The sequence below is a fragment of the Candidatus Omnitrophota bacterium genome, assembly GCA_014728045.1.
Lineage (GTDB): Bacteria > Omnitrophota > Gorgyraeia > Tantalellales > Tantalellaceae > WJMH01.
In genome coordinates, this window is sequence record WJMH01000017.1 from 70,407 (window position 1) to 95,222 (window position 24,816).

The following is a 24,816-nucleotide window of genomic DNA, read 5'->3' on the forward strand; positions in this document are numbered from 1 at the left end:
ATGAGTAGAAACAGAACCTTTATAAAGATAGTTGCAATAATCGTAACTTGCGTGTTCCTGCATCAGCAGATCGCCTGGGCCGCCGGTGACATCGCCGATATGGGCAAGATCGCTCCAGCGCAGCGCCAGGTCCCTTACTCTGAAACGTACCGCGATATAACCCTATCAGAGAGTCTCGCTGAGACCGACCAGATACATATCAACGGTTCAAAAGACCTTGTAATAAACATACAGGATTGCCACTCATCGCTTTCTGCGCAGTACTCGATCGTGCGCATACTTACTGAACTTTTGAACGAATACGATCTTAACGTGGTGGCTATTGAAGGAGGTTCCGGATATATCGATACTTCCCTTCTTAAGACGTTGCCTGACGAGAAGGTGAAAGATAAGACCGCCAGGTTCCTGATGAAAGAGGGCAGGATCTCCGCAGGTGAATTCTTTACCGCGACCAGCGCGGAGGATATAGCCCTGTACGGTGTCGAGGATAACTCACTTTACCAGGAGAACCTAAAGGTCTTCCGCAGGATTTACAGGACGAACCTGGAGAACATTTCCGTATTTAAACTCCTGCTCAGTGAACTCAAGAAAAAAGAGAACAGCGTATATTCGGCAGAACTTAACAAGATGGTCTATAAGTCCCGGCTTCACCGGCAGAGCAAGATTAGCCTTGATATCTACTGGGATTATCTTGAGGGACTTATAAATAAGAAGAAGATACACGTTCCTTCCTGTCCGAATATCGAGAAATTCACCCGCTCGGTTGATATGGAGAAGGAGATAGATTTCGAGGAGGCGACCCGCCAGAGAAAAGCCCTGATAGATGAACTCATGCGCGTTGTTGACAAGGAGAGCCTGGAGGAAATGGTCATTAAGTCCCTTGCCTATGAAAAGGGAAAGATGGAACAGTCTGAGTACCACAGCTGGCTTCTCCAGTTCGCCGAAAGAAGAGGGGTTCCCGCCGGGAATTTAACTGAACTGGTCAAGTTCACCCAATACGCCGAGGGATATCACAGGTTGAACGTGTTGGGTCTTCAGCAGGAGCTCGATACGGTGGAAAATCAGATGCTTGAAGAGCTTTTCTCCTCTGAGAAAGAAAAGCAGCTTTACGAGCTTGTCAGGTCGACGGAATTGGTGAAGGGTCTTTTCGAGATAAGGCTCTCGGGCGATGAGGTGGAGCTCTTAAGGAGCAGGATAAGCGGACTCGGGGCGGATGATTTCAAGAGGTTCATAAAGGCCGCCGCCCTTCAGGAAAAAGATGGGCTGGCAGAAGCTCTCAGCCGCGTGGACAGCGTTCTTGACGAGGCCGCTGGTGCGCTTAAGTTCTACCGGATAGCCGAGGAGCGCAATAACGCGATGATGGCGAACACCGTCAAGGCGATGCGCGCGGAAGGAAAACATGTCGCGGCTCTCATATCAGGCGGCCATCATACCGCGGGACTGACCAGCCTCATGAAGAAGAGAGGGCTTTCTTATCTGGTCCTCATGCCGAAGTTCTATAACGACGAATCGAGGCCCTATGTGGCCGTTCTCACGAAAAAAACCGGACCCTACAGGCAGCTGGTCTCTTCCGGTGAATATGATCTGGCGCTTGAAGCGTATTTCGATACCGGGGATATAAGCGAGCTCGAGGAACTGCTGGCGTATGCCGTGGGGCAGAACGCCCTTAGCGGGAATGACGTTGATGCGGAGATAGCTAAGTGGATATCTTCGTACAGGGAGGCCTATGAGTCCCTTACACCGGTAAGGCGCGCGGCTATGGACTCTGATCCGGTAAGCCCCCGTGAGCTGGAGGAGAAGCTTTCCACTATACGGGTTAGAAGTGCCGGTGAGTCCTCCTGCGAAGTAACCGTCGGGGGGAACCGTTACAGGGTAACTTCCGACAGGCTCGAGGTTCTCCATCTGCGTGAGGCCGGAGGGGACCTTAACGTGGTTAAATATCCGGCCAATGTTCTTGGGATACTCCAGAGGGTGCTGGATGAGTTCAGGATCAGGCCGAGAAGTATGCCCGAGTACAAGATTCTGAGTACCATAAGTAAATACGCCGGTAGGCACAAGGTATTCCCCGATATGCTCCCCGGGCTTAACGCGGAGCACGGGGCGGGCCTTAATAACGTACTGGGCGGCCTGGCACTGGCATGGGCCGCCAGTACGGCCAGGTCTGACCGGGCGGCGCCAGAAGATTCCCTCAGGGGGAAGCGTTCACCTTTCGGGCCCATTCTCAGCTTTTTAATTATAACTATCGCCGGAGTCCTCTACTCCACCCCCGCAATGGCGCAAAGTACTGCAAGAAAGGTTATATATGAAGTATCCGTCTGGGAGCACGTTATCGAGTTTTTCACCGGAACGTTCATGGGGATGGTAACCCTGGTATGCTTTTGTTTCACCGGCGGCATGATATTATTCGGAACGGTTCTGCTGCTCTGGAAGATCTTATTTCCCATAAGCTGGAACATCCGAAAGATAAGGGTGTGCAGCGGACTGGATCACGATAACCTGAGGGATGTGTACCAAGGCCCGATGCGCGAGGCAAAAAGCTATCTGTTCGAAAGAGGGAAGGACGCGGTCCCTGCGCTGTTAAACGCCTTCTCCAGAAAAAGCGAGGGTCCGCTGTCTTTCCATAAGCAGATAGAGAACGTGTTAAGGTTCATGGATGTGCCCCTGACGCCTTATCTCATTGAAGGGCTTTCGCACAAGAAAGCCGGCGTGAGAAGCAAGTGTGCAGAACTTCTGGGCAAACGGCATGATGCTGAAGCGGTACTGGAGCTTATCCGGCTCCTTTCCGATCCAGATTCCCGGGTCAGGCGGGCGGTGGTGATCGCTCTTGCCAGGATATCCGATCCGAGGGCATTAAACCCACTTATCAAAGCACTGGAAACGGAAGATGATGACGTGCTTGAATTTGTGGTCTACGCGCTCGGGCAGCTGAAGGACCCCAGCGCTATTGCTCCTCTTATGAAGGCTTCAATGCACCGGAATACAAAGGTGCGTTTCGCGTCTGAAATGGCCATTAAAAAACTTGACCCGGATGCAAAGCATAACTCCCGGGTCGTTACCAACTCAACATCGGTCGCCCTGACAGGGGTTACCGGGTTCCTTGGCTCCAATCTGGCGAATATGGGCAGAAGGCTGATGATGAAAGTAACAGGTGTTGCCAGGAACAGCACGGCGGAGAAACTCGACCAGAGGCTGGAAGACAGGGCAGGGACCGATATAGAAAAGTCCGATCTGGTGAAACCGGACTATGGGGTGTTCGACAGGGCCATGAAGGAGCATGACGTTTTCTATCATCTTGGAGGGATGTCCGATCATAACGATTGCCGGAGAGATCCACACAAGGCGCTGGTGGTGAACAGCCTTTCCACGGCCATACTTAGCAAGTTGGCCCATCGCAACGGCACCAGGTTCATTTTCGCTTCGACTTTCTATATATACAGTCTTCTGCGCAGGTCCGCAGGAGAAGCGGTGAGGGAAGAAGAGGATGAGATGATACTCCGGGGCGAGGAACCGGAAATAATACAGCTCAGGGAGTTCGTCGACAGGTGCGAGGACCTCTTCAACGATTACGCGGAATCCTATATAAAGAACAAGGGCGATGTCAGGCTATCTCCCATGGAATTCGTCAGCAGGGTCGTTAACATACCGGAAATACCCGAGGAAAGACTTAAAGAGCTGGGCATTCCGAAAGATTATTTCTATCCGCTTACCAAGATCATCGCCGAAAGGTTCGCCGCGCGCATCCCCAACAGCAGGATACTGCGTTTTTCCAATATCTACGGCCCAGGCCAGGATGAAAAATACAAGATACCCAGTTATATACGCGGGGCCAGAGACTCTTCCGGCAATAAGATATTCGAGGGTATTGCCGGCTTACCCGATGGAGGAACGTTCGAAGTATGGAGAAAGGGGAAAAGGGATTATCTTTACGTGGAGGACTGTGCAAGGGCTCTTCTGAGGGCGGCGGTGGTTCCCATGAAGGATGATACAAGAGTGATAAACGTGGCAAGCGGTCGGCCCACGACTAATATGGAGATAGCCCGCTGTATCGCCGATGCCGCGGGAAAGGATGTGCGCATAGTAGAAGGGGAAAGACTGGATAAGACCGTACATATCTGTGACAACACGAAATTCAGGAAATACCTGCATCCTGAAGAGATGACACCCCTTCAGGAAGGCATCAAAAATACCGTCGATCATTATGCTCCCTCCGGGAGAAGAATATCGCTCAACGCGTTTTCTTTTCTGCCGGTTGTACCGGCTCTTTCCGGTGTTTGGGAAGCATTTACTCTTGCGGTGCTTGCCTTTGTCTTGAGCGCAGTTGCCGTTACCAGTCTTCTGAAAAAGCACTATCCCGAGAGATGGAACAGAATATCCCTCAAGGCGCAGCTATGGTGGCAGATAGGGTGGCTTGAAGCCGCCAGGCCCTGGCTTGTAAGACAGGCCGGGAGCATAAGACGCCGGGCGACCCTTATGCTGAGAGATCTGTGGATAGCGCTGAGCTACGCGGCGCAGCCCGCTGTGCGTGCCTGGGCTCTTGACATGCTCGGAGGGACCAGACCCGACCGTAAGGTCTGTGATATCCTGATAGGACGCCTGCAGGACTCCGAAAGCTCTGTCAGGGTCCACGCGGCGGAGAACCTGAGCAGGATAGGGATCTCAATGGATGAGGACCATGCCCAAAGGTATATGATAACTGATGCGCTTATAAGTTCCATAGATGAAGACGATTCCAGTCTCCGCATCGCCGCGCTTAAAGGTCTGCATGAGATAATCAAGGTGAAACCCGATTGGATGACCATGGCCAGTTTCCGGGAGATACTTCACCGCACTCTGACTGATCCCTCCAGCCAGGCGCGTCTTGCCGGAAGGAAGATGCTCCGTGAGCTGGGCGCGGAAAAAGAACCCCGTCTGGTACACGAACTGATAAAGGCCCTTAAAAGTCCCGACCCGGAAATACGAAAAGATGCGGCCGGGTTCCTTTATACCGCGGAGAATAACGCCCAGTCCATAGGCCCGCTGCTTGAGCTTTTATCCGACCCGGAAATGGAGGTGCGTCTTGCTGCGGCCAATACTCTTTCGGTGGTAATGCCCAAGGTGAAGGGTTCAATAACCCAGCCCGTGGTCCAGCGCAAGCTTTTCGGGGCATTGCATGACAAGAACGTTTCAGTGCGCATTGCGGTGATAAAGCTCTTGGCATCGGTACCGAGCGAGGAGATCATACCGGAGGTGTCGGTGGCTTTGACAAAATGCCTGTATCATCCCGAAGAAAGCGTAGTGTTAGCGGCTGCCAACGCGCTTGGGCATATAGGTCTCAGCGACAGCGATTCGGCCGAGAGGATGCTGGTGGCCCTGGGCGGCGAAGAGGTCATGGTAAAACAGGCGCTTCTGGCCGTATTCTGGGCGATAGCTCCCCAAATCATGGAAAGCGTTCTCCGCATCGACGGAAGACCCTTCAGGGATGTCGCGGTCAGCACGCTTCAGCAGAACCTTTCAAGCGAGGATGAGTCTGTTCGTGAGATGTCGAGGGAGGTGCTTTTCAGGTTGGAGGCGACCAGGGAAGAACTATCACGAGGATATTTGAAAGCGCTCCGGAGCGACTCCGGAGCGGCGCGCGCTTTTGCATGCCGTTTGCTGGGGAACCTGGCGCGCGACCTCGATAATAATACGGACTTGAAGCATGATGTTCGTATGGCGCTGGTGGGGCGCCTCTATGATGCGGACGCGTCTGTCAGGAACGCTTCTTCGGTATCTCTGGGAAGTATGGGCATCGAGAAAGAGGCCTTGGGAAGCCTGCTTCTGGCGGTAAGTGATGCCGATCCGGCGGTCAGGACGGCGGCCTGTAAGGCGATAGAGGGGTTATCGGACGAGATAAGGCAATCGGATATCCTGGTCAACGCAAGTCCGATCAGAGAAGTAGTTGCAGAAGCGCTGACCCCAGGGCTCTGTGACGGTGATCCTGTCTTCCACGAGCAGGTCCGCCAGACGCTTTTCAGTCTGGGCGCCTCGGGTGAGGAACTTATTTACAGCTATATAAACGCTCTTTCAAAGGGTGCCCCGTACGCGAGATCTTTCGCTGCGGCGATGCTGGGTAACCTGGCTCTTTCGGTGGAGGAGCTTTCCCTGCAAAAAAGGATGATCAAAAAGGCCCTGTTCGCGGCTCTTTCCGATACAGAGGCCACGGTGAGGGAGAACGCCAGACGGTCCCTTTATAAACTCGGCGTAACCGAAAAGGAGTTCGCTGTTGTTTATTCAACTCTGGTGGGGCATAAGCTGGCCCCGGTGAGCGAGATAGCGTTTGAGTTCCTGGAAGGTTTCTTGGAAGACACCGCGGGACAGCCCTCTCTCGCGAGAACACGTGTTATCCGCCGCCTTACAAAAGTTTCAAGACAAGCGCCCGCGCGCGGGGTAAGTGATATGGCTTCGCGGATATTGAATATGGCCGCTTCGGAAGATGCGGTATTCCTTTCCGAAGTCGCATCCAGCGTTTTCGGGAGAATACCCACCGAAGAAGAAACGGAAAAACTGCTGGAAGAGGTGACCTCACCCGGCGGGCACAGATATGCCCCGCTTGAAGGCCTGGGCAGGAAACTTCTGCAGATCGGTGAAGATACTTCGGATCTCGGGTTACGTATAAGGATAGTGGACGCCGCAATCGACTGCCTGAGGGATCCCGACCCGATCGTAAGGCAGAATGCCGCGTATCTTTTGGGAGAAGCGAAAGAAACGGAAGCCGTATCCGCGTTGATGAAAGCGGCGGTAAAGAGCGATCCGGCGACGAGGTTCTCTGCTGCGCAGGCTCTCGGCAGGATAAGCGATAAACAGAGCGTTCCGGTGCTTATAGAACTGCTTAAGGACCCCGAGGCGGATATCAGACAGGCTGCCGCCGAAGCCCTTAGCGGGATTAACGATGAAGACGCCGTGTTCTATTCTGATCTTTACAGAGGCAGGATCCAGGAAACGGTGAACCTCGTCAAAGTGAAGGGGCACCTCAGCCGTGTAAACGACATCATACTCATATTGCGCAAGCGCGAGTTCCCTGAGGAGATATACCGTTCAGCCATATACGCGGGTAACGAACTTCTGCCGCATTTGGCTGCGACGGTAAAAGGCCCCAGGGCTTCGAGGCTGACCAGTAACCTTAAAGAGATCTACATCGATCTATTGAACCACGATAACCGGATGTACCGCCAGTTCGCCTGCGATACGCTTGAGAAGATAGACGACGACGAAGCTGCCTTCTTCGTTAAGCTATTCAGGGGTGATACCCGGGGCCTTGTTAAACTGGAAGCATCCTGGCTTGACACGTTCATGGAGTATCTTGTCATGGGGCCGGAGATCAGGCTGACGGCGGTGCGGGTTCTCGGAATGGCGGCAAGTACGCTTGAGGACAGATCACGTTATCATAAAGAAATAATCGAGCGTCTTATAGAGATGCTTCTGAGCGATACCAGTACTCAGGTGAGGGAAGCGGCGGCCGAGTTCCTGGGGCGCATAGCCTTTACTACCGATAGCAGAGGCACTCAGAGCTGGATAATAGACCAGATGTCGGAGGTTTTCAGGCGGGATAAGGATAAAAAAGTGCGGGCAAGTATAGCCACCGCGCTGGGGCGAGCCGGTTTCGCGATAAAAGAGACCGCGCCGGATATTCTGAAAGAACAGGTAATGCAGACCCTCGTGGAGGTCGTGGCCGACCAGGACCGGGATGTGCGCGTCGCCGCCATACGGGGGCTCGGGCTGACCGGGGATCCTTCGGCGGTACAGCTGCTTCTGGAGGTGGCGTTAAGAAGCGATAAACAGGTCCGCCTCGCGGCGCTTGGATCTCTCGCCAAGGTCGGTATACATGTAGAGGACGCGGGGATAATTACCGGCAAGATCTTACCGGTGCTTAAAAGACTCCTCAAGGATAAGAACTATCAGCTAAGGCAGGCCGCCGCGGAGACGGTTTCAGAGCTGGCCTGGAAGCGTGAAGAGGTAAGAGGCTTAACCACCAAGATGCTTTTAGGCGCCTTAAAGGACCGGAACATGTTCGTTCGCGCTTCGGCGGCAGAGGGGCTTTTGAACAGTGCCGAAGACGATTTTCTCGCGAAGAACGTGTATGATCCCAGGGAAAGGAAATATGCCAAGGAAATCATGGTCAGGCTGGAAAAAGCCTGGAAGGACGTTCAGTGGCAGTTCGAGGACGAGGAGCTGGGCAAATCCAGGGAGCTTGAAATAATGGTCGCGGAGAAACTGGATGAGGATACATCCAGAAAAAAGAAGATCATAAGCGAGATAACCCAGGAAAGGAAAAAAAGTCTGAGCCGTCTGGTAAAGGTCATAGAAGAAGCCGCGGCTACTTCCGACCCGGTGCTGATACCGCACCTGGAGTTCGTTATTGATGTAATGGAATACGGTGTTAATACCAGGAGGTTCGCCCAGCCGGCGATGACCTATGCGAGGGAGGCGATAGAACACATAAGGAAGAACTCTTCCTCCAAAAAGATACTCAAGGCTTATGTTGTGATCGCCAGGGATGAGGAGGAAGAGGAAACAACGCCTTCCAGTAACGATGCGGCGAGGCACAAGGTTGCCATGCTTACGACGCATATGCAGGCGAAGCGTTGGGCTAAGCTGGCAGAACTTGGCAAATACGCGAAGCCGGCAATAGACGACGTGCTGGAGGAGTTCCGTGAAGCAAACCCCTTTACCGAGGGATGCGTCAACCATTTGAGCGGGTTCGCCGAGGTCGGCGAGGAAGATCGTCTTATAAAAGCGTATTCTTTCGCGGGTGATGTCGCCCGCGTGGCTATCGTTGAATTTTTCGGCGAACACATCAGCCCCAAAGGGCTCAAGTTCATGAAAAAAGTGCTTCTTACCGACAAGTATCTCAGGGTGAGAGCCTACACCGCGCAGATACTCCAGGGTCTTGCTGATACGGAAAGGCTTTCGCCGTCGGTTATGGAAGCGAATTTCGGAAAAGATTACGAAAAAGTCCTTTCAGGTTTTACCTTCCTTGTCATGGACAGCAAGGATTCGCTCCTCAAGCTCGGCAGCAATGCCATACCAACGCTTCTGGGTGCCGTTCACGATGAAGATGCCTCTTTAAGGGAGTTCGCGGCCCGCCAGATAGGCGTGATAGTTTCCGAGACCCCGGGCGATTATACCGCTGAGGCTGAGAAATGCCTCATTGAAGCACTGTCAGACAAGAAACAGAATGTCGTTACCGCGGCGGCGGCATCACTGGGACTGATAAACGACCAGAAAGCCATACGTCCGCTGGCGAAAGCCTTAAGGGCGACGCAGGACGCGGATGCCCGAAAGACCATAATTGAGACGATGATGGGACTGCTCCTGTCCATGAAAGCATCACGTGCTCCAGGCGAAGAAGTCGCGGGCAGATTTCGTGAAGCGGGCAAGACACTGCTTTACAGGATCGGAAAACTGATAAGGAAAGTGCCGGGCGTTGAGATGAGCCAGAAGGCGCGGGAAAAGATGCCTTTCTGGAAAAGAAAGCCGATTGAATGGTGTCAATACGTGGTCAGCAGGCTGCACGCCGCGGCCGATCGGATGGACCTCGACCTGGAGAGGCTTACGGTGGATGCGCTCTGCCAGATGCTTTCGGACGGGGAAGGCGAGATAAGGAGCCTCGCCAGGCTCTCGCTTTTTAACCTGCGCGTTCCCGCCGAACGGGTAATAAGGGCCAATATAAACGCCACGCTTACCTCACCGAGCGCCGAAGCCAGGAGGCAGGCCGGTTCACACCTTAATGCAATGCTTTTTTCCGAGGGGATATCTGCTGTAATGCACAAACGGATAACAAGGGGCCTTTTGCGCGCTATGAAAGAAGAAACGGATAAAGATATCTGGACGCAAATAGCCGCGACGGTCACAAGAGCCCTGCCCGATGAGGAAGCCGCGGATGCGTTCATCGCTTCCCTGAAGAACCCCGAACAGGATATACGCGTCATGTGCATAGAGAACCTGGAAGCCATGAACGCACAGGCAGCGGTAAGGCATCTTGAAAGACTTATCGTGAAGGAACCGGCCGGCAGTCCCGTGGGAAAGATAGCTTCGGAAACGCTGAAAAGACTTTCTCCCCGCTCCGGAACGGATAGCGAAAAGACAACCGTCAGATCCGGAAGCGCAAGGGGTTTCGTGCGTTTTGCCGGATTTTTATTCCTGGGATCCGTTATAACCATATTCTCGGGTTCAAAGGCTCTGGCTGCAGGGGCCCTTGGCTCTGTTAAAGAGGCGGATATATCGAATATCCTCCAGGGAGGGTTCTCCGTTGGTCCTTTACATATAATGCTGGCGGGAGCCGGTCTAATAGCACTTATGTATTACTTGAAATCAAAGACCGCCAGCCTTGTCAAGGCCGGTGTAGTCACAGCCCTGGCGGCGCTTTCTTACTGGGCCTTTAATAACGCTTCTTCTCTGGTGCGCTTTGCAGACAGTAATCTTCTGGGGCTTTTCGCGGCCATTGCCGCTATCATGGCACTTATATACGTTTCGTTCATGCCTTTCATGGATGGTGCTCTAGTGGTATCCGAAAGGGAAGAAACCGGGGTCCCCGGTCCGGATGTAGAGGACAGGGCAACGTGGGGAATAGAACAGTTCTACGAAGGGGAGCCTTCTGCTGGAAGGGAACCCTCACGCAGAGCGAGGTTATCGGAGAGTGAACCTGAGGGGCTGGAACTTCTCGGGCAGCTGGAAGCCGATTACGGTGTTGCACAAACACGTCAGATGCTCGGGAAACTGGGTATAGAAGACCCCGCCCGGGATATTCTTAAGATGGAAGAGGGCGCGAGGGTCGTTGTGTATGATCCCGAGCTTTCATTCGACGGGACCAGGCTGGGGAGCATCGAGAACGGCGGGCACATATGCTATGTGCCGATAGATATGGCGTATGAGGTCCAGAAGCGACTCAAGCAAAAGGTCATCGACAATATAGTGGAGCTGTTCGGTGTGGAAAAAAGTAAAAAAGTGGTGCTCGAGGGAATGGACATCTCTGAACTGATGGCCGAAAGCGAAGCTATAGTGGAAAAGATCAGGCAAAAGCTAAAGAGCATTCAGAGAGCGCTGAGCAAGAAACCCGGTGAAGAAGAATTGGAAGGTTTAAAACAAGAACTTAAGGATATCGCTTCACGGGTCAACATAGAACTTGATCTTGAAGGCATGGACGCGACAAAGGTAGTGAATAAATGCGCTTCCCTGCAGGCGGATCTTATTTCCAAGGCCAGCAGCAGGCTTGTTTTCGCGTCAGTCGAAAGGTTTTACAGGATATACGTAAGGGAAAGCACCGGCCAAAAACGCGATGAAAAGGGCAAAAAACAGCTGGAACGTAAGTTGGACCGCTTTGACGATTTCGCCAGATTGCACATGAACATAATGGCGCAGATAAATGCGGATAAGATCATCGACCGGGTAACGCTTGAAGATACGGAAGATCTCGCGGACGCTTTCCTTGCGATATTCCCGGAAAAGAGTGAAGATGTAAGGCCCCAGCTGGAAAAGTTCCGGAAGATGCTTCCCCGCGGTGATGAACTGCAGAATTTCATAAACGATGTGCATACCTATCTGATAAGCAAACTTTTCGCTTTGGTGGAAGTCAAAGGGGAAAAAGACGTCACCAGGTTCGAGGACGCCCGTATCTGGAAGGTCGACATAAGCCGTCGTAGACATCTGAGGGCCGATGTTCAGAGCGAATCGGAGTTAAAATCCAAATACGCCAAAAGAGAGATAGGTCTGCAGGAGCTTCGGACCGGGAGCATAAGCATAGTGGGATCCGATGACCTTTCGGATGAGCTGTGGGCGGATAACCGGCCTTTGGGTCTTTTTGTTAAGACCATATCCTCCAAGCCCAGTCAGCAGACCGTTCCCGGTGACAGAAAGCAGGGTGTCGGGGTGATAACAAGAGGCCGTAAAGCCTGGGTGATCGCCAAGCTGGGAGCGCACCATGCCAGCGTATACGCCGATTTCTCCCTTCCTCAGAGAGAGGGCCAGATAGTCGTCGACTGGGTTGAGGGTGTTGAGGACGGTAAGGTGCCCAGCGGAGCCCTGCACAGGCTTAACGTGATATCCAGGCTTATGGCCAAATATGGATTTCACGTGGAAGTCAACAAGGACGCAGGTTCTTTGCGGGCCGTTCTAGACCAGAATCACGGGGCGCCCGCCTCGATAGACGAGATCAAGAAGAGCTTTGAAGCTGCTATAAGCGTCCTGGTAAGCTTCCATGACTTCGATCTTATATTCGGGGGTACTTTTCCCCACATGCTGAACCTGGGGTTCGCTCCTCAGATAGAGGATATATGGATAAAGTATTTCGAAAGAAACCGATCGGGATATCCGATTCAGCTTAAAAGAACGCTCCCCGACGCTGAGAGCTGGTTCCACAAGGGTGCGGATTTCGACCAGAAGGTAAAAGTGATCGGCGAATGGTTGCTGCCGGTGATCAATGACGAGCTGAAAAGGCTCGGTCTCGAAAGTGTTGAAGATGCCGATACTTTCGGTGATCATGTGGCGAACGAACGCCTTTTCAGTGAAAGGGAGGAGGCGGAGAGCTCAGAAAGGTTCATAAGAGACGAACGGGGACGGCTGCAAATAAACGATTCTTACGCGCAGGTGAACGTTGTTGAGGAGTTCGCCAATATACTCATGGACCTTGAGGCCGGCAGGGACACGGATCTGCAGCCGGGATACCTGATGTATGTAGCGGACCTCGCAGAGCATCTGCAGGGCAGTGAGAATAATAAAAAACAGGTCGTTTTCCACAGAAAAGGTAATATAGGCGATTTCAGCGTGGATGAGTGCACCATACCCCTCAATGGGGAGAATTATACTTTTTACGTGCTGAGGTTCCGTGATACCGGCAGAATACTTTTCGGGGTGATGGTGTCCGGCAGCAAATGGATAAGGTCTGACGGGAAGGATGTTAACGTTGAAAACAGGCTCGGAGTGGTACATAAACTTCTGACCGATGAAGGGTATGAGCTGGCCGCGGGATTCTCCGATTTCAGGCTGGCGAGCAGGAAAGAACTGAGGCTGAGGCTGGATGAGCTTAACGCCCTGGCCACAGACGAGCAGGTGAAGAAACGCCTGCCTATATACCAGCTCGGCACAAAAGGGATCGAGGGCGGCTTCATGCGAACCAGGGTCGCTTCACCGGGCAAGGTCTTTGGAATAATTTCCATAGATGCGCCCGGGAAAAAGGATGATGAGCAAGAATGGAGGTCAAGGATATATGTCCCGGCCAAGGGTTATTTAAGTCCTTCGGATACTTCCAGGGCCAGCAAGGCCGCGGGTGCTATAGCCGATTCGGGGGCCATAAACAACCACGCTAATATCACGTTAAGGCGGCAGGGTTTCGCCAGTGTCATAGGTAGGGGGCCGCAGCAGCTTAAAGTGGAAGATGGCCGCATCAGGGTAAGATGTAATGTTCCACGGACACGGACGGTTGAAAGGCAGGGGCAGGAAAAGCCGCTGAGGTACTACGGGCAGGACGAACTTACGCTCAAAGACGGCGATCTGGTAATGATAGATACCTCTGAGGACAGGTCTGACGGGCTTGTGGTCGTTGTGGGGAGAACGCACGAGGAGGATAAGGATTTCAGCTCCGAAGCGAAAGAGCTTTTTGAAATCATAAGACAGATAGAGGACGGCGGCCCTATCGCCATGGAAGACGGCTTCGGACAGTTCTACAGGCACACGCTTGGCCGGATCATGGGGGCTGAGAGCAGGATAAGGGATCGGCGGCTGATCCAGATGCGCCAGATACTGAAAAACGCTACCGGCAGCAAGAAGACCAATCTCGCAAAAATGGTCGCGGAAATACTTATAGATACGAACATGATAAGTGACGCCGATAAAGCGGGTAAAACCCTGGAAACACTTCTAAGAAGCCTTGACGAGGAGGTAAGAGATGAAATAGAGACGTTCATAATCCTCCTTCTGGGAAAGAAAGAATACCAGATAGAAAGGGAGGTAAGCCGTGTATTGGCAGAGGTTAACATAAAGAACATACGGGAGAACCCCTCGTCCACGCTTTTATACAGTAATATAGAATACATCCTGCTTGAAATACGCAACCTGAACGATAAGCTGGCGCTTGCGGCGGATTTCATGGAAGGCGTGGAGTATGATCCCCGGAAGGGCCTTTTTTCGGAAAAAGCTGATTTTATCAGAAAGAGGTTCAACCGGGCGATGGAATATCTCCGGAGCAAAAAACTGGAGGAACTTCGCGCATATCACAGTGATCACAGGATCGAAGAGATAACGCTTATTCTCGAGCGGGAAGACCTGACGGACGATCGGAGGAAGAAGCTGGAAAAGGAACTCAAGGCGCTTGAAAAGACCTCCAGGGGCTGGATGAGGGAAGAAATAGCGCGTGATCTCAGCAAGATCCGGCGAGACCTGATAAAGGCCGAATGCCTGGGTTGTGATCTTTCGAGTCCAGAGATGCTGACCCTGCAGATGGAAGTTGACCGCATGGTAAGTGTGGCCAATATAGAGATGCTGCGAAGAAAGCGGGCCCAACGTTACCTGATAGACCTTGCGGAACTGGGAAGTGTATACCGCCAGGTGGCAGGCAACAAGGCCGCGGAGATCGCGGAGCTTATGAGAGTGATCATGCGTGACCCGGAGGATTCTTACAGAGAGGATCCGGGGGCCGCGGAGATAAAGGAGATCTTTCAGGAAGGGTTCGCACCCGTGCCCGCCGGATTTGTCATCAATTCCCTGGGGATATACAGCATAATCCAGGCGAATGAATACATCAGCGAAGAGATGCACAACATACTTGCCTCAGGCATGACAGAGCAGGATAAGGTAAAGGCATTGACGGGACTTCTCACCGAAAAGGGCAGGATACCGGGATTTCTCTTGCGGATGATAAAAGAAAAATACACGACCATGAAAGTGGGGGATAAGGCCCCCGTCGTGATAACGAGGTCTTCGTCCCAGATGGAAGATCTGCTCGATGAGGCGGGGCCGGGCGCCCAAAAGGCCGGTAAATATCTTTCCTTTGAATGTGTCAAGGGCATCGAACAGATAGAGGAAAATATATTCAAACACCTTGCGCATTTCTGGGTGACTGAAAACGACATAACCGACCTTCACCCGATACTAATCCAGGAAATGGCGATGGACCTTCATTCCTCGTTTGTGGCCAATTCTGTTGATTCTGCGGAGAAGAACTGGAACGTTGTTAATATCGACGCCGTGCTCGGCCTGGGCAGGGGTGTGGTAGAAGGCGGAGAAGGTGTCAGCAGGCATATTTTCAAGGCAGACGAGAGGGGGAGCAAGACCAGGAGCATCGTTCCGGCGCATGACAGGATGTGGGCGCCTGCGGCGAAGGGCACCGGTATCGAACTGGTGGACGTGCCGGATGAGCTTGAGAACGCGGTCACTCTGACCGATGAACAGATCGCAAAGATCGCCAGGATATCAAGGGCGTTCCAGAAGTACTACAGGTTCCCGGTCAACATCGAAGGCGGGGTAACAAAGGACGGCAGGATCGTTATCTTCCAGGTCAGGCCCGATTCGACCCTGAAGTCCAGCGCGTACAGCATGTCGGGTACAGGGATACACAGCCCGCCTGCAGACAGGATCGCCGGGCTCAGAGAGCAGTACTTGACCACCGAAAACCCTCACGCGGAAGCTCTGGGGCAGCTGGACCCCGCAGCAATGTCGGAACTTATTGACAACAACATTAACGAAATTTACCAGGCGAGGAAGACCGAATCCGAATTAAGGCAGCTTGAGTATAAACTTGTCGAAAGGCTCGTGCAGTTCAAGGGGTACCATTACGATAAGGCCAGGGAAGTCGTCCTTGATCTGCGGTTCTGCGCAGACCGCGCCGAAGTGGTCGGTAAGCTCAGCGAGCTCTTTTTCGAGGAATTGAAACAGATACTGAAGGAAAGGATGTTCGAGGAGAAGGAATTCGGCAGGGACAGGCAGAAGATCGCTTACTTCGTCGATAATTATCATAACCTTCAGCAGGTAAAGGAAGGCAAGGAGATACCCAGTGGGGACCTCTTCGCCAGAACTGCAGAGTACAGGGACGCGGTAATGGCCTGGGAGGCGAGAATAGACCGTTACGCTTACAGGTATTTCACCAACAGGCTGGCATGGAGGAATGCCAGAGATAACGCGGAAAAAGCGGTATACGGCCATGCAGCGGTGAACCAGCTGTCCGAAAAGGAAAAAGAAGAGGTATACGCCTTCATAAGGTACCTCCTGCCGAGGCTGTACCAGAACATACCACCCTTGAAGCGGCTCAGGCGCCCAACTATAGTCCTTATCGGGGGTACCACGGCAAGCGGAAAATCCACTTCCGCCAGGTCCGTTGCCAAGAACCTGGGCATACCCTATTATTTTTCGGCCGATCCCATAAGGGAGGTTCAGAGAGGCCTCATCCCGAAGGAGACCAATCTCTCGCCGGCGGACAAAAGATCGAGTTTTCAGGAGGACCCCGCGGAAAAAGGTTTTATTGAACACGGATCCAGCGTGATAAGGTCGCTTAACGAATGTGCCCGCTGGGCCGCGAATAAGAATGCCAGCATGGTCATAGAAGGTGTGCACCTGGTCCCCGGACTTATCGACCCCGAACTTTTTGAAAGGGCTAACGTCGTGCAGATAGTAGTGACGGTCGCCGATGCGGAGGGCCACGCCGAAAGGATAGTGAAGAGGGGACAGGAGGAATCCGGACGCGGGGGAGCCGAAAGGTATCTGAAGGATTTCGCCAAGATAAGAAGAGCCAACGATCTTTTCGACGGGCAGGCGAGAGCGCACGGTGCCGTCAGGGTGGATAACAGCAGTGATTTTACAAGAACGATCGAGGAAGTGCTTTTCTATGCGGCGGGACCTTACAAGGACAAAGCAAGAAAAGAGCTGGACGAGCGTCTTAAGGCGATGTCCGATAATAAATTTGCCAGGGAAAAGGTAAGGGTTTCCTCGCAACTGGGTAAATACATAAGGTCCGTGTACACGTTGGGCAGGAACGACAAACTGTACTTGAACGCCGACGATGTAAAGCTTGATCAGATCAGCGGATCCGAGATAGAAGCCCTTAGAAAGGCCATGGAAGAGACCTTTTCCACCGGCGCCCTGGTCATAAGGGACCATGAAAGACTCGTCCGCGAAAGCGAAACGCTGCCCGGATTTGCTGCCGCAATAGGGTTCGAGGACGTTATCGTGGGCCAGGAGGCGCTTTTCGGCCATACTGCCCGGGAGATGGAACCGGTCTTGCGCTCTCTTGTATCGGCGGCCGGGGATATGGGCATAAGAATACTCATAGAGAACCTTCCTGACACAGGCAATTCCGAGATATCCGTCGGTCTTAGAGACGCCTACGAAAAGGGCATACAGGATATCGACATGGAAGCCATAGTGCTCACCGGAAGCGACGGTGAACCCGCCGGCATGATAGACGACGGGGACAGCGTGTTCTTTGCCTGCAAGCGCGGTGAAAGAGAGATACAGATAACGCTTCCTTTCGTAGCTAAGATCATCGGCAGGGAATTCACGGACCTGGTTCTTAAAGCCTACGAAAAGATAAAGTTCGGCATAATGACGCTTTACCACGATATGTTCGAACCCCTTCCGGTGGCTTTCAGGCCCATGAGGCAGGATAATCCTCTGGTTGATGTTCTGAGCTCATCAGGCAAGAAGTTCCTGCTCGCCGCGGAAACCGAGAAGATAAATCACATCACGTATTTCTTCAAGGGCCAGTCGAGGGAACCGCTTGCGGGCGAGGAGGTCTTTTGCGTGGATTCACCGCCCAAGGACATGCATCTTGATAAACCCGAACTTTCCCTGCCAGAACTTACAGAAGGCATAACCGGAAGGATGGAAGAGAAGGATTATGATTTTATAGGCGTCAATTTCGCCAACTGCGATGTTATCGGTCATTATTATGATCCCAATTCCCTTGAGGAGAACAGGCGCATAATACAGATCAGGAAAAAAGCGGCCGAAGCGGTGGACGAACACCTCGGGAAGATCCTTAGAGCCGCCGAAGAACACGGATATTCGGTCATTGTCACCGCCGATCACGGCGTGGGTGAAGCGGCGGTCAAGAAAGGCAAGGGTGTGGGTAAACACACTACCAGCCTGGTCCCGTTCGTGGTGGTAGACCCGCTTGCCGAGAAAAGTCCGGACAGCGGGGTCTCCATAGCTGAAACAGGAAGGCTTGGTGACCTTGCGCCAACGGTATTGCAACTTATGAAGATTCAGAAACCGAAGGAAATGACCGGGGAAAGCCTGCTTGTTGATTATCCCGAGGATGTGCCGGCCAGAAAGGTCATTGCAATAGTCCTGGACGGCTGGGGGATAGGCGAGGAGTCCGAGGATAATCCCATACACCTGGCAAAGACGCCCGTTCTTGACGGCCTTTACCGTAAATACCTCAATACCCGCATAAAGGCGTCGCAGGAGGACGTGGGGCTGCTCAAGGGCGACAGCGGCAACTCCGAGGCAGGCCATCTTAACCTCGGCGCTGGCAGGGTAGTTCTCGGGGATGATATACGGATACTCAGAGCCGTTGAAGGTAAGCCGATCAAGGGAGATACCACGCTTGAAGAGAACAAGGCGGTACTGGAGACGATAGCTCATGCCAATGAACATGCGTCCGACCTTCACCTGGTGGGACTGCTTTCCGATGCGAGTTCGCACGGCAGGATCGCGCATGTGCTCGCACTGCTCAAGCTGGCGAAAAAGAAAAGGAAGGAATTCCGGGATTCCGGTCTCGGGCACGGGTTCAAGCAAGTCTATATACACATGATAACCGACGGCAGGAGCACCGAGTCCGGAAGCGCACCGGCGCTTCTTCTGGCTATGCAGAAAGAAATGGCAAAGATAGGTATCGGTAAGGTCGTCGATTGCGTGGGCAGGAACTACGCGCTGGACAGGGCATACAACTGGGGCAAGACCAAAAAGGCCTACAGGCTTTTCGCTATGGGCGAGGGGAAAAAAGCAGGCCCCGCCGGAATGGCCGCGGACCTGCTTAAGAAGATACCGCAGCTGGGTGTGGCTTATAACTGGGATAACCGTATCCTGAGCGGTGACCGGCCGGGATTCGTGGGCGATCTTGACGTGAGAGAGCGTGTTGGCGCGGTCTTCGTGACGGATTCGAGCATCAAAGACGAAGAAGAGGCGATAGTCGAGACTTTCGGCGATCGCGGCGCGATACCTTTCTTTGTTTACCGGGCACCGAAGGCCAAAAAGGCGGAAGAAAAAGAAGAAGCGCCATTCACGGTGAGCCGGGAGGTCGCCGAAGAGATAATCGACATGTGCATGGGACAGCTCAACGCTACGAGGAAGTCGCTTAAACAGATACACCAGTTCCAGTACAGGCTCATTGTAAGGCTGGCGCAGGACCCGAACCTGCATTTTGATAAGGCGCGTAAGAATCTGAACAAGCTCTTCGACGAGGTCGTGTATATGATAGACAATCCCGACCTTGAACAAAAACACAGAAAAAGGACGATAAGGAAACTGACCGAAGGTCTGGTCGAGATGTTCGCCTGGGAAGCCATACAGGCGGTAAGAGAGAACCTTGAAAAGGATGATCTGCCCGTCAGCATCCTCGACGGGGTCACCACTTACAAGGACCTCAAGGATGCCATAAGCGAGAACGCGGGAGTAAATATCCCGGAGGACAGGGTCTCATACTACAGGTTGAATATCATCGGCAGGATAAGGGAAATGCGGGAACTTGCTATTGAGTTCGTCGGAAAGGTCGAAGACCAGCGGCGTCTTTACGGCGAGGAGAGGGAGGCCATAACCAGAGCCTACATCGAAATAACCGATATGGAACCTCTGGAAGAAAGCGATCTGCATGCGACAATAAGAAAGATATATCCCGAATATCTCCCGGACGTACCGCATCTTAAGGATACGGATAAACCCACGTTCGTTAACGTTATGGGCGCCATGGGGGTTAACGCCGCTGAAGTGGCGCAGTCCGTCGCCGAAAGGTCCGGTATACCTTCAAGAATGCACGCGGACATGCTCGGCAAGGTCATTTCCGGCATATGGCCTGACGATTTTATAGGCGCAACGGACCAGTTCAATGTGGGCAGAGATATCCGGGAAGGTTTCATTCAGGCTTTTGGCGGGAAAACAAAAGCGGCCTTGAAAGTGCTGCTTTTCGGTGAAGAACTGATGTCCCCGGAGGAAGCCGAAGAAGAGCTGTCGAGGTTCACTGAAGAATGGAAAAGCCCCATACTGGAAGCGGTATACACCGACTGGGTGAGACTTACCAACAGGGGTACCAAGCAGGCGATAAAGAGACTCCTGAAGGAAAAGTCCAGCCAGGTCTTTGTGGGCGCTTTTCCGGGACTTTTATCCAGCGAACACCATGAACAGGCCAACATAGTCAGTGTGATCGTGAAGATAGATGACATCAAAGAACACTGGGACCAGTTCTCCCGGGATTTGGCCGCCAAAAGCCTCGACCCGAGCGAACACATGGCCGAGTTCCTTGCCAACAGGATACTCCAGGACCATCTGTCGGAACTTTCCAGGGGCTTGCTTCTTCCCCAGTCACGCGAAACGGCCGTTGTTGACAGTTCGAACATGGAAAGAGCGGTGAATAGAGCCGTTTTCAGGGTGACCGATCCGGTGGCGGATAGATACAAAGAGATAGATAACGCGTTTAAAGCCAGGGCCGAGCAGGAAGAGGAAGCGCTTATAAGCTCATATAGAAAAGCGTGGGTCAGGTACCTGAAGATACCCGAATTATCCGTGGCATGGCTTCTGGCATGGTCGGTACTCAGGGTGGTATCCCCGGAAGCGGCGGTTATCTTTACCATAGCTTCGATACTGGGGCTTGTAACCATGTGGGCCGCAGCAAGACAAAGACTGACGATGATCAGGCCGTTGGCCGGTACCATGCTTGCCCTCAGCATAACGGCTTTCATGCCCGGTTGCGCCGATAGCAAAAAGGATAGTGCCCCTGAACCGAAGCAGCCCACTCCGACTATGACCGGGGGAGACAAGCCCGAACAGCCCGTCAGTACCGTACCCGACGAAAAAAAGACCGAAGACGACACCGTCGATGCCGATGAAAAAGGAGTCTTTAAGATCGAAAGGCCGCATAACATACCTTTAAGGGACAGGTACAACCAGGCCGTGCCGGACGAGTCCACGATGAAAGCCGTAAGCGGACATATAGACAGGGTGCTGGGGTATACCGACGGACACCGCGGGGAGGATTTCAAAAAAGACCTTAAATTCCTCATGCTCATGACCATGATGGTCGAAAGCGACCAGTTCGCGACATCCATGCAGTACAGCGGCCCCGCCAGGGGGCTGGCCCAGTTCGAGGTGCCGACCGCAAAATATGTCAGGGACAGGGTTAACGGGATCAGCTCCGATGAGAATTTCAGCGAGGCTGTACGGATAACCTTCGGAGAAGCATGGGAAGAGGAGGTCTTTCAGCTTTCCGATGAAGAGATCATCGCTAAGATGCGGGAGAAGCTCAAGCAATTGCAAAAAGAGATCTCCGAGGCGTCCGGAAAGCAGGATAAACCGCAGATGCGAAGTAAACGTGAAGAAGCAGCCTGCCTGGTCAGGGCACTCAGGCGCAAAGGGGTCGGAACCTTCTTCATGAACTGGAGGTTCCGCGTGCTTATGGTCAAGGCCATGGGTACCGACTGGGGATCGGTCACGGCAATGAGCGGTTTCCGTCTGGGTCAGGAGCTTGCGCGTAATGACTTTTTCACGATAGTGTTAACACGGATCAATTATTTCATGAACAGATCTCCGGTTCCGTCGCGCGCGGATCTGGAGGCGGTTTATGAATACTATCTTGCCACATGGAGGCCCGGAAAACCTGTTTCTTTCGAAAAATTCACCAGGCTCTCCCGCGTGATCGGTAACAGCGGTGTTATGGCCGCTCGGGAAAAGGCCGAAAAAGCCATGCCTGACCCGGCCCCGCCTCAAGCGGAAGAAAAACTTGACAAGAAGCAGGAGGCGCCCGCGGAAGTCTCAGCGCCGAAGCCCGTTCAGGACCAGATGGTCCCCGATAGGGTGCAGCGGACAGGCCGGATCTGGCCGGCGGTCCTGGCTGTTATCTCGATACTGTCGGGATTACTGGCATGGTTGAGATATAAGAAGACGTTCAAACGGTTCCTGGCGAAAGCGAAGTTCGGTGAACCGTATGAGATAAAACTCCCCACGGATATCTTCACAAGGAAAGATATTCTGCTCCGGATCCTTGACAGCGGCAGGGAGGTCACCATAGCCCGTATTCCAGGCACATACAATTTCCTCTTCCTGGCCGGGGACAGCGAGTTCGCTTCTACCGAATTAAGCGAAGAGTTCAGCGAATATGTTATAGAAGGGCACGTGCATTCCAGGGGCGGTACGCCTCAGGAACAGGCCAATGCTTTCATGCCCAGTGATCTTGACCTGATGAAGTCCAAGGGCGCCTGGCGTTACATTATCTCGCAATACGGCATTACCTGGTACAGGACCGATGGCGCGCTCATGGAGGTATCGGGCGAGGAATACAGGAACTTCTGGCAGAACGCCTGTGACCGTTCTCTGGAATCCATCAAAAAGACCATGAAGGACCGGTTCGATGTCGAGATGGGTTTTATGAAAATGGACCTTCGTGATAAGAGGACCCTGAAAAAAGAACAATGGCATCCCTTCAGCAAACAGGATGCCGAGAAGGCCATGTATACGGCGATAGGCGTAAGCCTGGCCACGGGCATCTGTTCGATATACGCGATAACCAGGTGGATAAACTCGGGATTCGGCTTAGGCGGTACGCTTCCGCTTCTTCTGCTGGCCTATTCGGGGTTTACCGCGGCAAGATATTATTTCCTGGGAGAGAGCACTTATGGCGCGCTCATCTCAGCGGGTCTTACCGCACAACTGGCGTATGCCCGGGCCATAGCCACCTCTAACGGTTGGAAACACCCTGCTTTTCACAAACTTCCTTATAAACACAGACGCATTATAGAGGTGCATGAATCATATAAAAACCACGTGATCGGCATGTTGATGATCATGCCGGGATTGTTGACGCTCAACCTTTTCATGGGCAGGGGCGAGATGAAAAAAACGGATCAGGCTTTCGTGCAGGATGATTTCAGGAACCTGGGGATGTACCTGCACAACCTGAGGATGGACAACCCGGGTATGCTGGGTTCGCATCCGGTGGTACGCGAGTATGTCACCGAGGGTTCTCCGCAGGTCAAGCAGCTTGAGATCGGACGGACACTTGAATCGGAGCTGCGCAGTTCCAGGCAGAAACAGGCGATAAGAGAAGAGCTCCCTGAAAGGCAGAGGAAGGTCATACGTAACTGGCGCTTCAGGGTCGATCCCGAAGGTCTTTTATACGGACAGGTGGAAGTAGAGGTGCTGGAGAATGTTTCACAGAACGTCATGAGCAAGGTGTATTTCAAGGACGCTCTTGAAATGATGAAGAACCTCGCCGGAGAAAAGCTATTGTGGACCAATTCGATCTCCGCCGCCAGGGGAAAGAACCTTCATTTCCATCTTTATAAGGAAGAAGTGCCTTTGCCGGTAGAAAAACACGACCTGAAACCCCTGTGTTCCGACAGGTTCGGTAACGGTGTCATATATACCGTGGAAGGTTATCCGGATGAGGAACATCCTATAGCAGCGTACGCGATAAAGGGAAGTCTTAAGGACGTCAACCTCATGAGTTCCAGATGCTACGACCTCGAGAAGATATTGCGCGCCAACGGGTATGCCGCGGACAAAGTTTTCGCAGAAGGTCTTGACGGCGAGATAAAGGTTTATTTCTATCCGAGAAGAGCCGGCTATGCCAGATTCTTCAGGGAAGACGCGGCCCCCCGGCTTGTGGGGCCTGTCGCATTGAGCGGATTGTGGCCTTTACAGTCACGCGATGAATATCAGCTTTTCGGTGAAAGCCATCTCCACAGCGTTCTCTCCAAAGTGGCGTTGCTTCGTAACAGCAAGAACTTCGAGGTCATAAATGACGACATTACAAGGAACTTCGAGGAAGCCGAAGGGCGGGGCATACTTCCTCCGAGTGTGAACTTCAAGATATATGTAAGTTCTGAAGATGCTGAAGAACCCGAAAGTCTGGATGAGAGGATAGTAAGAAGAAAGAACGTCATAGATTCTTTATATGAAAAAGGCGTGAGGAGGGTGAATTTCGAACTGGTGATACCCAAAGAAGGTTTCGACAGGGAGGATGAGTGGATACTTCTCCAGCAGGCACTCGAACACGCCAAATGGAAGGGCATGACAGCGGTTATAATGTTGCGCAACATGGTCCGCAAGGTGGATTTCATAGAGAGCCACTGGGATCGGATCGAGAAATATGTGCTTGCCTGGGTGGACAAGATCACGATAAACGCCCAGTTCCGCAACAGCAGACTTGAAAAAGTGCTGGATCTTCTAAAGACCCGGTGCAGCGAGAGGTCCGTGGAGATATATACCTGTGTCAATGACAAGAACAAGGACCAGATAAGGCCTCTTGCCCGGTTCATGCAGGAACACATACGGGGGCTTAACCGCATAGAATGGGAAGTGAGCCGCGAGAACATAGTAAGTGACGACGATGCGATTAAAGAAGAAGATTACATCCGCCTGACCCGCCAGTTAAGAGAGGATCATCCGGACCTTCCAATAGACTACGCCATATTGAGCAGGGAAGAAACGGTACTTTATGTGCACAGTGACGGCAAGTTGTTCGTGAAGGAGAAAGATGGATACCAGCCGGTGGGGGATGTTTTTCTTCCGGACACCCTGAAGGAGAAAGCCAACAGGCGCGTTCTTGAAGAACGAGCAGAGAACATAAGCGTACAGTCAACTTATATACCTCATAAACAGCAG

At 52.7% G+C, this 24,816-nt stretch carries 1 protein-coding gene (cut by a window edge); it reads left to right on the forward strand.

The window, feature by feature from the left end; translation table 11 throughout:
* Positions 1-24,816, forward strand: partial view of an NAD-dependent epimerase/dehydratase family protein gene (locus GF409_06565; protein MBD3426878.1) — the 5' portion only. 13,854 nt of this gene lie beyond the right edge of the window; 24,816 of the gene's 38,670 nt are visible here — the first part of the coding sequence; the start codon lies at positions 1-3; its stop codon lies beyond the right edge, outside the window.